The sequence below is a fragment of the Shewanella sp. SM23 genome (assembly GCF_025654295.1).
Taxonomy (GTDB): Bacteria; Pseudomonadota; Gammaproteobacteria; order Enterobacterales; family Shewanellaceae; genus Shewanella; species Shewanella oncorhynchi.
On sequence record NZ_JAKKRM010000007.1, the window covers coordinates 135,353 to 150,161 of the forward strand.

Consider the following 14,809-nt stretch of genomic DNA (forward strand, 5'->3'; position numbering starts at 1 on the left):
TCCTTTTAGATTAAGGCTTAACGGGAACCATTTGCGGCATTAGCGGGAGCAGGCGGATATATTGCTCTACGCCATCAGGCAAAGATTGTACGACCTGCGCTAAGCCGCCATTAGTCCACAGCATAAAACGACGTAACTCTTCTATTTCAATACGGTCGGCAAAGGTCACTGTACCTTGCACTTGGATCACTGCGCCTTGGTCCAGCAACACAAACTTGGCAAAATTAAGCTTCTGATTCAAGGTGCCAATCACGGCAGGCAACTCTTGGCTGGCCTGCAATTGCGGATGCACTGCATAGAAGCGATTCATTAAAATACGGTCAATGCCCGCCGAATTGATACTCGGCTCAAGCAAGAATTGGTTATTGCCAAACTGCACAGCCACTTTAGTCGGCGCAACTTGGGTGGCCAGATAATTTGCGTTAATCAGCGCTTGGTACAAGCGATCAGCGGCAGTTTCATTGGTCAACCCACCGAGTTCAACAACTTTGGGCGCGACAGGGGCACTCACGACCTCCTGAGTCGCCACTTGATCAATCGCGCTGGTTTGCGAGGGCGCCGTAGCGGCACAGGCGGTTAATCCGAGTAAACTGGCACTGATGAGCAATGTTTTCATTGTATTTCCCTTTGATGTATCCACGACCACATAGCATGGATTTCTGCTGTAACCGCCAAAAACAAAGACTCACTATTGAGCATATGTCCGCCATCGACAACAGATTGAATTGTAATAGCATGCTCCAACCCAGCCAAAAAATCGCGTAATAGTGTCGCTGGGCAAATCGCATCCTGCATTCCTTGCAATAACACACTACGCGCCTTCACTCTAGGCGTCACGCGCTGTAACACATTCATGGCATTGAAGTAATTATGTCGAGCAAAGTGTAACTCGATATTGGCTAATGCTAATACGGATTCGGGTAACAGCCTTGGTAGCACTAACCTCGCCCCCGCAAGCTGCAACTCCCACTGTACCCAACGCCGCGCAAAATGGTATCGCACATATTCATCTGCCGATGCCAAACCTTGATGGTACGAATCCAGCAGTTCAGTCAGCGATAACTGAACCGGAAAAATGTCATTGAAGAGTCGATAAGCCGCAGGTTGCAATTTTGCAGCGCCGTCAGCGCCATAGAGCCAGTCGAGACCTTCTTTGGATGGAATAAATAACGCCCACAGTACCTGTGCAATCACCCGCTCTGGGAATAATCCGCTGTAAATTAAGCCTAATGTGGCCCCAAAAGAGCCGCCTGCTAAACACCAACGCTCAATACCCAATGCAAGGCGAATCGCCTCAATATCGCTAATCAAACCCGTGAGATGGTTATTTGCTAAATCACCAAAGGGTAAAGATTGTCCAGACCCGCGTTGATCTAAAAGCAAAATCCAATATTGAGCGCCATTAAATAAAGCTAAATCACTGATATCACAACCCGCTCCCGGACCGCCGTGCAAATACAGCAGTGGGATACCTTGTGGATTACCGTATTGCGCCAGATGCAATTGCTGACCATTGCCAACGTTAAACCAGTCGCGACGGATAAAAGATGGGAAGGATTCAGGCATTCAGTGTCATCGCCATTAATAATCCTCTAATGGGGTCATTCAGATTTAGCCACCGCCTTGAGTGCCGTCACCTCAGCCGAAGTTAACACCGCAGCGGAATTATCTTGGGAGGCATTTTCTAGAGGCTTAGCATTCAGAGCTGTTTCATCATCATCTGAGCTCGACTCATAATCTAAATATTCAGGCATCGCGGCGGTAATTTCCGCGCCGAGTAATACTATCATCCACGATAAATACACCCAGACAAAGATAATGGGGATCACGGCTAAAGCACCATAAATCGCTTCATAACTCGGAAACTGAGTGACATACAAAGCAAAGGCTTTTTTGCCTAACTCAAACAAGATTGCGGCAACAATCGCCCCTAATAGTGCATGTAGAAACTTCACTTTTTGATTAGGCACCACCATATACAACAACAAAAATGCCGCCACAGAGAAAAGCATAGGTAAACGCTCAAGAAACACGGGCACCACACCCGACAACTGACCATCAAAGACCTTCAATGACACCACGTAGGAAGTGGCGACCAAACTGGCCCCCACCAATACCGGGCCCAAAGTGATGACCATCCAATACATAGAAAAAGCCACCACCACTGAACGCTTCTCTTTAGTACGCCAAATGTTATTAAGCGATTTATCAATGGCGGAAATCAGCAAAATGGCAACCACAACTAAGGCCGCAATCCCAACCGCAGTCCCCTTAGAGGCATTGGCCACAAACTCATTGATATACACTTGCACAGTATCGCCAGCGGCGGGTAAAAAATTCTGATAAACGAAACCTTCTATCTGTCCACGTATCCCCTTAAATACCGGAAAAGCTGACAGCATAGACATAGTCACCGCTACCATAGGCACGAGTGACAACAGTGTGACATAGGCTAAATGTCCGGCGCGGATATTGATTTGATCTTCAACTAAACGCCGTCTCAAATGCAGCAGGAAGTGCCAGATCCCGAGGAATAAGGCGCGAATTTGTGCCAGTTCTATCTTCTTAGTCACGGGTTTCTCTTGATTCTGTTGGTATAGACTCGTTATCTTCGTACAATAAACACTTAATTTACAAGTCTAAGGAGTGAATTGATGTCTCAACAAGGATCTGCAGGTAACGTTATTTCTGCTATTGCTAGCCTATTTTTTCCTGGGCTAGGCCAATTATTGCAAGGCCGAATAATGGCCGCACTGTTATTTTTCATTATCACAGTGGTGGGTTATGCCCTCTGGTGGCTGATTGTACCCGCGGTAATAGGTGCTATCTTTCATCTGTGGAGCATTATCGATGCGGCGCGATTTAAAGCCGATTAATTAATTTCATTCAGCGACGGAACACCCAATGAAAAGACTGATAGCTTCAGGGCTGATTGCCACAAGTCTCCTGCTTAGTGGTTGCCAGAGTGCCTACTACGGCGCAATGGAAAAGGTCGGTTACCATAAACGCGATATTATGGTCGACAGAGTTAAAGATGCGAAAAAATCCCAACAGGATGCTCAAAAAGAGTTCAGCTCTGCCCTAGAAGAAATGCAAGCACTGCTCAATTACAGTGATGGCAACTTAGAAAAAGCCTATAGCAGAGCCAAAGATGAATACGAATCGGCTCAAAGTGCCGCCGATAACGTCAGCAACCGCATCAATAAAGTCGAAGATGTAGCCGAAGCCCTGTTCGATGAGTGGCAAAATGAAATTAGCGAGATCAGTAAAGCCAACCTACGCCGCAACAGTGAAGCTAAACTCAAAGAAACGCGCCGCGCCTATGAACAATTGATCAAAAGTATGCGCCGTGCCGAGTCAAAAATGCCGCCGATACTCACCGCCATGAAAGACAATATGCTGTATCTCAAGCATAACTTGAACGCCCAAGCCATTGGTGCGATTAAAAGCGAATTTGCTAGTCTGCAAACCGATATTTCGGCCCTGATTAAAGAGATGAACACCTCGATTAACGAATCGAGCAAATTTATTGAAGCACTCGAAAAATCAAAAAATTAATCCAAATGCCCCACTGAACTCCTAAGCCCTAGCAAAATAAATTGCTGGGGCTTTTTATTCTTTATGTGACCTCGCACGCTGTCCCTGCAAGCCATACTTTATTTGTGCAAGACTAAAACACTTAGCTTTGTGAGCTATGGCGCGCTTTAATTGATTGATAGCGCGAATCTTAGATCTGACGCACAATTTCACTTATTACTCAAAAACTTATCCTCAGTTCACCACTCAGAGCCTGTACTTGTAACTTATTAGCTGTATTCATCACTATGACTTTTATCGAATCACTCACGCTGATGTTGGCACTCATGTATCTCGCCTCCCTCAGCTATTGGAGCGGCCAGAAATGGGGCGCGGTCGCCACACTGTTGCTCAGTATCGGTGCGGTGGCAATGAGTCTTTATTGGCCACTGGCTCTCGGGCTTCTTATTGCACTACCACTGATGCTACTTGGGCATAAATTTGCGCCTGATGCACTCAAGGGTGAAATTAAAATCAATACCCTTCGTGAAGGGACTCAACATGTCTTAGCGCTATCGCTCTTGCTGGTTGCCATACAATACACAATCAATACCGTACTGCTTAAGCAAGGAATCACACCTTGGCTAATGCGCCCCGACGTAGTCGATGCCTTTTTACCGATTGCGGGTGGCATTGAGCTTAAAGCCATTATCAGCCTCAATTTGTGGGATCAAACCCATCCTGCGGCAGCAGTCATGCTAGCGGCGGTATTACTCACAGGTTTACTCTGCAAGCGGGCATTTTGCGGTTGGGCTTGCCCATTAGGTTTGGCAGGGGAATACCTGTATTCCTTTAGAAAACGCTTTATTAAATCAGAGCTTACACCACCCGCTTGGCTAGATTGGCCACTGCGAATGTTGAAATATCTATTACTCCTAGCACTTTGCTACATAGTCATTGGTATGCCAGCACAATCCATCCCCCATTATCTTGAAGGTAATTATCATAAGATTGCCGACTTGAAGATGGCATTGTTCTTCCTAACACCCAGCCTAATCACGCTACTGGTATTTGCGCTGATCCTCGCTTTAGCTGCATGGCGTCGTCAGGGATTCTGCCGTTACTTGTGTCCCTATGGTGCAATGCTTGGGATCTTAAGCTTTGCGAGCCCATTAAAAATCCGCCGCAATACCCAGCACTGCCTTATCGAAGCAAAAGGGATGAAATGCGACAAGTGCACCCGCGCTTGCCCAGCAAACATCATAGTGCACACCAAAACCACGGTTCGCAGTGACGAGTGCCAAGCCTGCATGCGCTGTGTCGCAGCTTGCCCTAAATCCGCCGCCCTCGGCCTTGGACTGAAATCCGGCCACAGACTCGGTCATAAGGGATTGCTCGCATTAGTGCTTATCGCATTATTTATCCTACCGCTGGGCGCTTACTTAGCAGGTTTCTGGCATAGCCAAACACCAGACAACATCCGCATGGAATTGATCCAAGTGATTAATAGAATTGGGCACTAGAACACGCGACATCACTAGAACACCTAAAATGACACATATGACGGGATCCAATTGCGATGGAATAAAACACTAACGAAATTGAAGAACAGCAGCAGATAAGACTAGAAAACCTCAAAATGGAAACCTTTAGGTACAACTAAAGGTTGGCCAACTTAGTAGGAATAATCTGAAAGGATTAAAATAAAATCATATAGAACAGATGCTTAATTGACACAAAATCTAATTACTGGTCTAATTCGCGCGCATTTAATAAAGGAATGTATTAACCAAAGGAATTATTGTGTGAAAAAATCATTATTGATCGCTCTTACTGCTCTACCATTATTTGCTTATGCTGGCCCATTCGATTCAATCGTTAAATCAGCAACTCAATCTGTCACTGACACAGTGAATGATACGGCAACCAATGCGTTAGACAGCGCAACGAATGAAGCGATTAAAAATACATTCGGCATTAAAGAAGGCTCAACCAAGCAAACAATCACTGAAAAATTAGGTGCGCCTGCTAGCACTTATAATGAAGCGGATCTAGAAGTTTGGGCCTATGATCTCAGTGCGTTAAATGCAGCTTCTCCAATGCTGGCAGAAACCACTAAAACTTTGCTGAAAGATAATGAAGTCGCTCAGAAAAATGTGACTATCAGCTTCAAAGGTGAAAGTGTCAATGCGGTAAAATTGGCAGATAAAGCTAAATCATAAGTTTGACTGCTCACTCGATAGGGCTCTAAGTCCTATCGAGTATCCCGATGTCCTCGGTCGCACCACAGCGATGATAGGCGTCAGCAATAAAGCCTCTGCCAAGTAATACTATCCAGAAAATACCTCACGTGCCGCCTAGTGACACACTCAGCTAACGTAATCCAGTAACCTCTCATCAGCAGCCCATGCTAAGCAATACCAACAAGCTTTGCCTGATTTTGAACTCATGACGACTGCTGTGCTATTATGCGCCATTTCTCAATGTCTGATGATCAAATTAATCGTATGAAGTTAAGTCAATTTCGCAGTGTGTTGTTTCTTTATGTCTCAATGTTATTCATTCTCGCCTGTTTCCGCTTAGCCAATTACATTGCGTATCACGATTATTTTGCGGGAAGTATCGATGTCATGACGATACTGTTCACTTCAGTTAGATTTGATCTAATGACAGCAAGCTATGTGCTGCTATTGCCGACCTTACTCATATTAACCCCAGCAAAGGGCCGAATTGCCTCAATGATAAAAGGAACTGGACTGCAACTGGGTCTAGTTATGCTGATGCTATCAACCATCGCACTGATGGGTGATTTCATCTATTTTGGGGTAGTAAACAGACACACATTTAATGATCTGCCTCTACTCATGACAGAGACATCATTTATTATTCCGTTTCTAGTCAAAGATCATCTTGCTCTGACCATATTTAGCTTAGTGTTAGTTATTTCAGCCATCCTTTTTTGGCTAAAAAAATGGCGTACCCTTTTCTATGTCGCCAAACCGCATAAATCATTTCTAGCTCAATGTGGTACATTTTTACTCGCATTACCCTTATTGATCCTGTGCATGCGCGGATTGGACTTACACGGTAAGCCATTAGGGATTATCGATGCCTATGATAGCCAGAATGAGCAGCAAGCTAATTTGATATTAAATGGCATTTACACGGGGGCCAAAGGAACAGCACAGAGCTACCAACGCACAGATTACAAATATTTCAACGCAGAACAGCTTACAGCCCGTCTGAACAAAACTGAAGATGAAGCGTATCAATATCCATTTCTCAGTCAATTCCCAGAAAATAGCCCCAATGGTCGTAACTTAGTCATTATTTTAGTTGAAGCATTGAGCTACGCCTATGTCGATGGCTTATCCGGATCAGATTATAAAGTCACACCATTTTTAGATGAATTATCTAAAAAAGCAGAAGTATATGACAATTTTTACGCCGTCGGTCAGCGCAGTAATTTAGGGGTTCAAGCCAGCTTATTCGGCCTACCGCCCCTAGAAAGTGTGGGCTATATTGGTGGTGGTCTCGAATTATCACGCCTCACAAAAATCGGTAATATCGCCCAGTCACACGGCTACCAAACCCAAATGCTGCAAAGCTCAAAACGCGATTCAATTCGCCTAGATTCCATCGCTAACTATGCGGGTTTTCAGCAATATTTAGGTCGCAGTGATATCCCCATTACCCGCACAGATTATCCCGAACCCGATGGTGCTCAATTTGGTTGGGACTATGAAATGCTAATGAAAACACTCGAACTGGCCAATAAAAGTGAAAAACCTTTTATCAGTTTTTCATTTACAGGCACCACCCACATGCCATACGTAGAAACACCGAAGCACTTACAGGTTTATCCGTATGGCCAAGATACATTTACAGATTTTTTGAACACTGTTAGATATACAGATGAAGCTCTTAAAGCATTTTTTACAGAAGCTTCAAAGCAGGACTGGTACGAAAATACGACGTTCATGATTTTAGCAGATCATACCTTGTTCAATACGAAAACGCCGGGCTTAAAAAGTGCATTCCATATTCCGTTATGGATTTACCGTCCAGGGCAAAACATAGCCCCTAAACGGCATAAAATACTTGCAAGCCAACTAGATATTTTACCTACAGCTTTTGATTTACTCGGTTTTAATAACGAGTTCGCATCTGTTGGACGATCACTTTATAGAGACCGAAAACCCTACAGCATAGTAGTAAAAGGGGACTTACTAGGCGCATTTACTAACTCAGGTTCGTTTTTAATTGCGGGAGATAAAATCATATCAGAGAGTGATAGTGCAGATTTTACTCAAAATGATGCTCCTAAGTATGCAGAACAACTAAAACTTGAATTCCAACAATCCCAACAGGCTGTGTTAAATAATACTTGGGCGAAATGATACATTAAGTGAATGCAAAACAATTTTGTCTCACAGACCATACTGCAGATAATGGCTTACATCACTCTCTGCAGTATTTTTAATATATACGTCATAAAATTGATTACAATCAGGCAACAGCTAGACTTTATCGCAGATAATATTCCTATACGGATATTAGGAAAATGGTTTTATGTTCCCCAACGGAGCTAACCTATGCGACCCGACCGACAGCAATTGATCCATTCGTTATTTGACGAATATATTGAGATGTATGCCTCCCGTGATGACAGGCTAACTCGTCGCTTTAGTGATAACTTTAGCGGCTATGCAGGGAGCAGTGATCAGCTTGTCACCAGCAGGGAAGAATGGGTGCGAATCACTCGTCAGGACTTTGCACAAGTGCCTGAGCGAATCCACATCGAAATGTTAGATCTTTCTTTACAAGACCTTGCCGACAACCTCGTGGTGGTGACTGCCTTTTTCCATATCCACTTACCTATCCCTAATCCTATGCTTTCCCGCGAGACAGCACGGCTAGTGTTGATATTTCACCGAGAAAACAACGACTGGGTGATTGTCCACAGTGGCATATCCATCCCCTACGGCTTAGCCCACAAAGGGGAAATTTACCCGATCGCGCGATTAGAGGAGCGTAACGTCGAACTTGAATCCATGATCACAGCTCGAACTAGTGAACTGGCAGAAGCCAATAGGCAACTTGAAATACTCAGCAATACCGACGGTTTAACCAATATCGGCAATCGCCGCCTATTTGACATGATGTTACAAACGGAGTGGAGTCGAGGACAAAGGAGCAATTCATCACTGGCCCTCATCATGCTCGATATTGACCACTTTAAACAATTTAACGATCACTATGGCCACCTCGCCGGAGATGATTGCCTTAAACAATTAGCGAGTACACTGTCCCAGTCCGGTCGCAGAGCGGGCGAATTAGTCGCTCGCTACGGCGGCGAAGAATTTGTCATTCTATTACCGAATGTCGATAATCAAACCGTACTTGAGACAGCGCAGCATATACATCAGCTGATCCAAGCCATTGCCATTCCGCATGCAAATACCGACCTTGGGATTGTAACAGTGAGCGCAGGCGTCGCCTATCTGCAACCCTCTAACAAACAAAATGCTCTAGAACTCGTTCGCCAAGCGGACGCCGCCCTCTACCGCGCAAAATCCGCTGGGCGCAATTGCATACGGGTGATGGATGAGGACTACTAATACCCATTACTCAATTTATCCCAACAAAAAGCCCTGCACAGTTTCCTAATGCAGGGCTTTTTAAACCGATTGACTCACCTTAAGGGCGAGTCACCTGAATTAACAGGCTGGCATTAACCGCGGTTAAAGCGCTTACGATCGTTTTCAGTCAAGTGTCTCTTACGAACACGAATGTTCTTAGGCGTTACTTCAACTAATTCATCATCATCGATGAACTCAAGCGCTTGCTCAAGTGTCATTGTGATTGGCGTAGTCAGCACTTGGGCTTCGTCAGTACCAGAAGCACGCATGTTGGTCAGCTGCTTACCTTTCAAACAGTTAACTGTCAGATCGTTTGAGCGAGCGTGAATACCAACCACTTGGCCTTCGTATACTTCAGCGGCGTGGCCGATAAAGAGACGACCGCGATCTTGCAGACCGAACAGTGCGAAGGTCAATGCCTTACCCGTTGCGTTAGAGATCAATACGCCGTTAGCGCGTTGACCGATATCGCCACCTTTGTGCGGACCGTAATGGTCGAATGAGTGATAAATTAGACCAGTACCAGAAGTCGCAGTCATAAACTCAGTTTGGAAACCGATTAAACCACGGCTTGGGATGATGAAGTCGATACGTACACGACCTTTACCATCAAGCTGCATGTCTTTCATTTCAGCTTTACGGGTACCTAATTTCTCGATTACTGTGCCTTGATCTTCTTCTTCAACGTCAACAGTCAAGGTTTCAAATGGTTCACACAGTTCACCGTCGATAGTTTTCAGAATAACTTCTGGACGTGATACGGCTAACTCGTAACCTTCACGACGCATGTTTTCAATCAAGATTGATAAATGCAATTCACCACGACCAGATACACGGAAGCGATCTGGACTTTCTGTTTCTTCAACACGCAGTGCCACGTTGTGGACTAATTCTGTTTGCAGACGCTCCAGAATGTTACGTGAAGTCACATACTTACCTTCTTTACCTGCAAAAGGTGAAGTATTAACTTGGAAAGTCATGGTCAGAGTAGGTTCATCAACAGTCAAAGGTGGCATAGCTTCTACTGCACCAACGGCACAGATAGTGTCAGAAATTTTCAGCTCGCCTAAACCAGTGATAGCAACGATGTCGCCAGCGTTAGCAATTTCAACTTCAGTACGGTCTAGACCCATGTAACCTAATACTTGGCCCATTTTACCGTTACGAGTTTTGCCATCAGCGCCAATAATAGTCACTTGTTGGTTAGTTTTAACGCTACCACGCTTGATGCGGCCGATACCGATAACACCCACGTATGAGTTGTAGTCGATTTGCGAAATTTGCATCTGGAACGCGCCTTCGGCGTCAGCATCTGGGAAAGATACTTTTTCAACGATAGTTTGGAACAGCGGCGTCATATCATCGCTCGCTACATCCGGATCTAAAGTTGCAAAACCGTTTAACGCAGAAGCGTAAACGATCGGGAAATCTAACTGCTCGTCAGTTGCACCTAAGTTATCGAACAGGTCGAATACTTGGTCAATAACCCAATCTGGGCGTGCACCTGGACGGTCAATTTTGTTGATAACAACGATTGGCTTTAAGCCTTGAGCAAACGCTTTCTTCGTTACGAAGCGAGTTTGTGGCATTGGACCGTCAACGGCATCAACTAGCAATAATACTGAGTCAACCATAGACAGAACACGCTCAACCTCACCACCGAAATCGGCGTGGCCTGGGGTATCAACGATGTTAATACGGTAGTCGTTCCACTTGATGGCAGTATTCTTTGCCAGAATCGTGATCCCACGTTCCTTTTCAAGATCGTTGGAGTCCATCACCCGCTCAGTGGCTTCTCCTCGGGTTGCAAGGGTGCCTGACTGTGACAGCAACTTGTCTACCAGGGTCGTTTTGCCATGGTCAACGTGTGCAATAATGGCGATGTTACGTAAATTCTCTAGCACGGATAAACCTCTTACCATCAAACAAAAATAGGGATATTTCAGTAATTCGTTATGGTGATCTAGCTCGATCTACCACAATAAAAAGCGTGCCATTCTACTCCAGAGCGGCCTTGGCGCACAGGATTATTTTTGAACACTTATAAAACAATCCGCCAATCCTTGGGTAATTTCCGCCAATCATCCACTGAGTGAAATCCTCTGTAGCCAGAGTTAACGCTCTGTTTAATTGCCATATTCATAGGAAAAATCTGAGTTAAGCAGCTGAATTTGCTATTTTTCGTATTCAATGTTAGCCCTGCTAATGTCGATTTAAGCATCAGCAAAATCGACTTAGGTACAGAGAAATTACCACGTGAACACACTGCAATAAATTCTGCGGCACACTTAATCTAACGTTCATGTTGGCGTTTACACCCGATGACATTAAGACTCACTTCATTGTCACGGGATACCTTTCTTACGCATCACTGATTTCACTTGGCCTGTGAACAGCAAAGACATTTCGCACATGAGAACGAACTCTTTCCTAATAATATGATAATAAACCACTATTGGATTGATAATGCGTGGCATAGTTGGACAGACTAGCGTGGTTTTATGACAATTATGCGGCGGTTATGCGGTGGTAAATAGTCCCGTTCTGTGCTGCAAGTATGTGCAAGCTTCACAGAGGCAGTACTTACTGAGACTGTGAAAGCCAAAGCGTTATTGCCATCTCAGTGCCATATAAGCGGTGCATGTTATCGCTGTGCATCCCAGCTTAAGGTTTGCATGAATCAATTCAGTGCGCACCAAAATGGAGTAATGCACCAAAATGCCACAGACAAAAGCACCATTATGGTGCACACGCGAATCCAATTAAGTGCAACAAAGATTTTAAATCATGTTAATCAGTAAGTTAAATTATTGGCATGGATATCGCTTTATAGCTCGTAAGTTTGGCTCAAGATAAATCACTTGAGTTAAAAGATTATAGAAGGGGCATCCCTTTACCCTACCGGAGGCTTGAGAATGTCAGTTGAATCAGTTTTAAAGCAACTTGAAGAATTAGAAGTTAAGTTCGTTGATTTACGTTTTACCGACACTAAAGGTAAAGAGCAGCACGTATCTATTCCTTCTCATCAGGTAGATGCTGATTTCTTCGAAGACGGCAAAATGTTTGACGGTTCTTCTATCGCAGGTTGGAAGGGCATTAACGAATCAGACATGGTACTGATGCCAGATCCAACGACATTCGTACTGGATCCTTTCACCGAAGAAACCACAGCGCTGATCCGTTGTGACATTCTTGAACCAGGTACCATGACAGGTTACGACCGTGACCCACGCTCAATTGCTAAAAAAGCAGAAGCTTACCTGATCTCTACTGGTATCGCTGATACTGTATTGATTGGACCAGAACCAGAATTCTTCCTATTTGACGATGTCCGTTTCGGTACTGACATGTCAGGTTGTTTCGTTAAGATCGACGCTAAAGAAGCGGCTTGGAACTCAGGCACTAGCTACGAAGGCGGCAACACAGGTCACCGTCCATTTGTTAAAGGCGGTTACTTCCCAGTTGCACCGGTTGACTCATCACAAGATCTACGTAGCGCTATGTGTTTAGTGCTCGAAGAAATGGGCCAAGTGGTTGAAGCGCATCACCACGAAGTGGCGACTGCAGGTCAAAACGAAATCGCAACTCGCTTCAACACCTTGACTAAGAAAGCGGATGAAATCCAAATTCTGAAGTACGTAGTGCACAACATGGCACACGCTTACGGTAAGACGGCGACTTTCATGCCTAAACCCATCGTTGGTGACAACGGTAGCGGCATGCACGTTCACCAATCTCTGGCGAAAGACGGTGTTAACTTGTTCGCTGGCGACAAATACGCAGGTTTAAGTGAAACGGCTCTGTACTACATAGGTGGTATCATCAAGCACGCTCGCGCGCTGAACGCTTTCACTAACCCAAGCACTAACTCTTACAAGCGTTTAGTGCCACACTTTGAAGCACCTGTTATGTTGGCCTACTCTGCCCGTAACCGCTCTGCATCAATCCGTATTCCAGTGGTACCAAGCCCTAAAGGCCGTCGTATCGAAGCACGTTTCCCAGATCCACATGCAAACCCATACTTAGGTTTCGCAGCGCTGCTGATGGCGGGTCTTGACGGTATCCAAAACAAGATCCACCCAGGCGAAGCAATGGACAAAGATCTGTACGATCTGCCTCCAGAAGAAGCGGCTGAAATCCCACAAGTGGCAACGTCATTAGAAAACGCCCTTGAAAATCTGCAAGCTGACCATGAGTTCCTGACTAAAGGCGGCGTGTTCAGTGAAGATTTCATCCAATCTTATATCGTACTGAAAACAGCAGAAGCTGAGCGCGTAGCACGTACAACTCACCCACTTGAGTTTGAAATGTACTACAGCCTGTAATGGCTAGCGCTATACAACCAGCTCGCTTTATGTAATTGATACAGAAAATATAAAAGCCTCGATAGCAACGCTATCGGGGCTTTTTGTATTTTGAAGGTATATACAACTTTTATTCTGATTCAATCATCGCGTTGTTCTCTAAATAGGCATCATCGCCAACCACTCTTTTATCATTCAGAGAAGGCACGCCAGACACCGCGACAACAGCAACAATAGAGATAGATGGTTAAAAACCGATCTAAACTAAACATGGATGCAGCAGAAAAACCACCTATATAGTCGGAAGTTAACTACCGCGCCATTATTGTTAAGTGTCCACGCTTTATTCAACTAGGCTGGGTATTCTCAGGGGCAAAATCTACCAGTTGGGCAGGTTCGCCTGACTCAAATGACGCAAATGGTACGCCATCTAACACGCGCTCATTTTTAAATACACGGATTTCAGAATCAGGTAACTGCGTCATCAGTAATGACAAGATAATGTGCATCTTATCCAATGGGCAATGAAGACGAATACTTGCACGTAAGCCCATTGTTCGTACATCCGATTGGCAGGCAATAAATGGACGATTCCGCGTTATCTTAATCAAATGGCGATGCCCATTTTTTATAGGACTCTCGTAAGTTGTCTCTACATTTTTAAAACCAGTAAAGAAAAATGCCCCCAGAGCCATTCCACCTACACCAACCAGCGCTGCTGGGCCTAAAAAGGCCACCCCGACAATACAAACCACCACCCCAAACCAAGCCAGCCCCCGCACTACCGCATAGGCTGCATCCGGAATAGCATCATGATAGGTGGTAACTAACCCCTCGGTGGTGAGCCGATAATGGTACTGTTTGTCTGCAAACCAGAGGTAACGAGCAGATAAGCACATAATTAAAGCCATGATGATTAACCCTATACCCAAGCTAGTATCGCCAGATAGCAAATAGCACCCTATAAGTGCTAAGCAACCACACGGGATCAGGAAGGTTAACCAAAATAGACCATAGACAGTCGCCACCCGAATATCCCACTCATAAAGCGTGGGCGCCTCACGCACCCGCTGCTGACGTAGCTTATTGAGCCGGCTTTGCTCCTCTTGGGGTAATTGCAGGTACTCAGTGCGCGGCAGGTCTTCATACCGACTGTCGTCCAACGGTTGTGTCTCTTGCTCTGTCGACGCCAACTGCAGCGGCGCTGCTCTCTTATTCATATAGCTATTCCTTTGCTGTGCCCACGGACTGCACGGTCATCGTTAACCTATCCACACAGCTCGTACTTAATGTCTTCTCACTCTTGACGATCTTGCCGCTATAAGGCCTGTTAGCATCTTGGTGGCA

The 14,809-nt window shown here is 45.1% G+C and carries 12 protein-coding genes; 7 read left to right on the forward strand and 5 right to left on the reverse strand.

Going from position 1 to position 14,809, the window contains the following annotated elements; translation table 11 throughout:
- Window positions 1-10: 10 nt before the first annotated feature.
- From L5L98_RS11135 to L5L98_RS11145, 3 genes are read right to left on the reverse strand one after another with little or no spacing between them, the layout of a single operon-like run.
- The gene (locus L5L98_RS11135) at window positions 11-616 is read right to left on the reverse strand and encodes a hypothetical protein (protein WP_263140782.1); all 606 of its coding nucleotides are present in this window, start codon (window positions 614-616) and stop codon (window positions 11-13) included.
- On the reverse strand, window positions 613-1,566 hold the full coding sequence (locus tag L5L98_RS11140) for an alpha/beta fold hydrolase (RefSeq protein WP_263140785.1): 954 nt from the start codon (window positions 1,564-1,566) through the stop codon (window positions 613-615). Before L5L98_RS11140 ends, L5L98_RS11135 begins: the two co-directional genes overlap by 4 nt.
- Before the next feature lie 35 nt (window positions 1,567-1,601).
- Entirely contained in the window at window positions 1,602-2,573 is a 972-nt protein-coding gene (locus tag L5L98_RS11145) for a virulence factor BrkB family protein (protein WP_212600263.1), read from the reverse strand.
- Window positions 2,574-2,654: 81 nt separating this feature from the next.
- On the opposite strand from L5L98_RS11145, the gene L5L98_RS11150 reads away from it, so the two are divergent.
- The 6 genes from L5L98_RS11150 to L5L98_RS11175 all read left to right on the forward strand — a co-directional run bounded on the left by L5L98_RS11150 (window position 2,655) and on the right by L5L98_RS11175 (window position 9,137).
- Entirely contained in the window at window positions 2,655-2,876 is a 222-nt protein-coding gene (locus L5L98_RS11150; RefSeq protein WP_006079786.1) for a hypothetical protein, read from the forward strand.
- 28 nt (window positions 2,877-2,904) lie between these two features.
- Entirely contained in the window at window positions 2,905-3,558 is a 654-nt protein-coding gene (locus L5L98_RS11155) for a DUF2959 domain-containing protein (protein WP_105251124.1), read from the forward strand.
- A 266-nt stretch (window positions 3,559-3,824) separates the two neighbouring features.
- Window positions 3,825-5,039: a 4Fe-4S binding protein gene (locus tag L5L98_RS11160; RefSeq protein ID WP_105251123.1), complete on the forward strand. Its 1,215-nt coding sequence runs from the start codon at window positions 3,825-3,827 to the stop codon at window positions 5,037-5,039.
- 207 nt (window positions 5,040-5,246) lie between these two features.
- Window positions 5,247-5,738, forward strand: coding sequence for a hypothetical protein (locus tag L5L98_RS11165; RefSeq protein WP_263140790.1), 492 nt, complete (start codon window positions 5,247-5,249; stop codon window positions 5,736-5,738).
- Window positions 5,739-6,197: 459 nt separating this feature from the next.
- Window positions 6,198-7,916: an LTA synthase family protein gene (locus L5L98_RS11170; RefSeq protein WP_263140792.1), complete on the forward strand. Its 1,719-nt coding sequence runs from the start codon at window positions 6,198-6,200 to the stop codon at window positions 7,914-7,916.
- A 195-nt stretch (window positions 7,917-8,111) separates the two neighbouring features.
- Window positions 8,112-9,137 carry a GGDEF domain-containing protein gene (locus L5L98_RS11175; protein ID WP_263140793.1) on the forward strand — a complete coding sequence of 342 codons (1,026 nt, stop codon included), beginning with the start codon at window positions 8,112-8,114 and terminating at the stop codon, window positions 9,135-9,137.
- Window positions 9,138-9,250: 113 nt separating this feature from the next.
- On the opposite strand, the gene typA is transcribed toward L5L98_RS11175, so the two are convergent.
- Window positions 9,251-11,062, reverse strand: a complete 1,812-nt coding sequence (typA, locus tag L5L98_RS11180; RefSeq protein WP_105251119.1) for a translational GTPase TypA — start codon at window positions 11,060-11,062, stop codon at window positions 9,251-9,253.
- 1,011 nt (window positions 11,063-12,073) lie between these two features.
- Here typA and glnA point away from each other — a divergent pair.
- On the forward strand, window positions 12,074-13,483 hold the full coding sequence (gene glnA / locus L5L98_RS11185) for a glutamate--ammonia ligase (protein ID WP_113941334.1): 1,410 nt from the start codon (window positions 12,074-12,076) through the stop codon (window positions 13,481-13,483).
- Window positions 13,484-13,809: 326 nt separating this feature from the next.
- Here the strand turns inward: glnA and L5L98_RS11190 are convergent, their stop codons facing one another.
- On the reverse strand, window positions 13,810-14,682 hold the full coding sequence (locus L5L98_RS11190) for a hypothetical protein (protein ID WP_263140797.1): 873 nt from the start codon (window positions 14,680-14,682) through the stop codon (window positions 13,810-13,812).
- Between the last annotated feature and the right edge of the window lie 127 nt (window positions 14,683-14,809).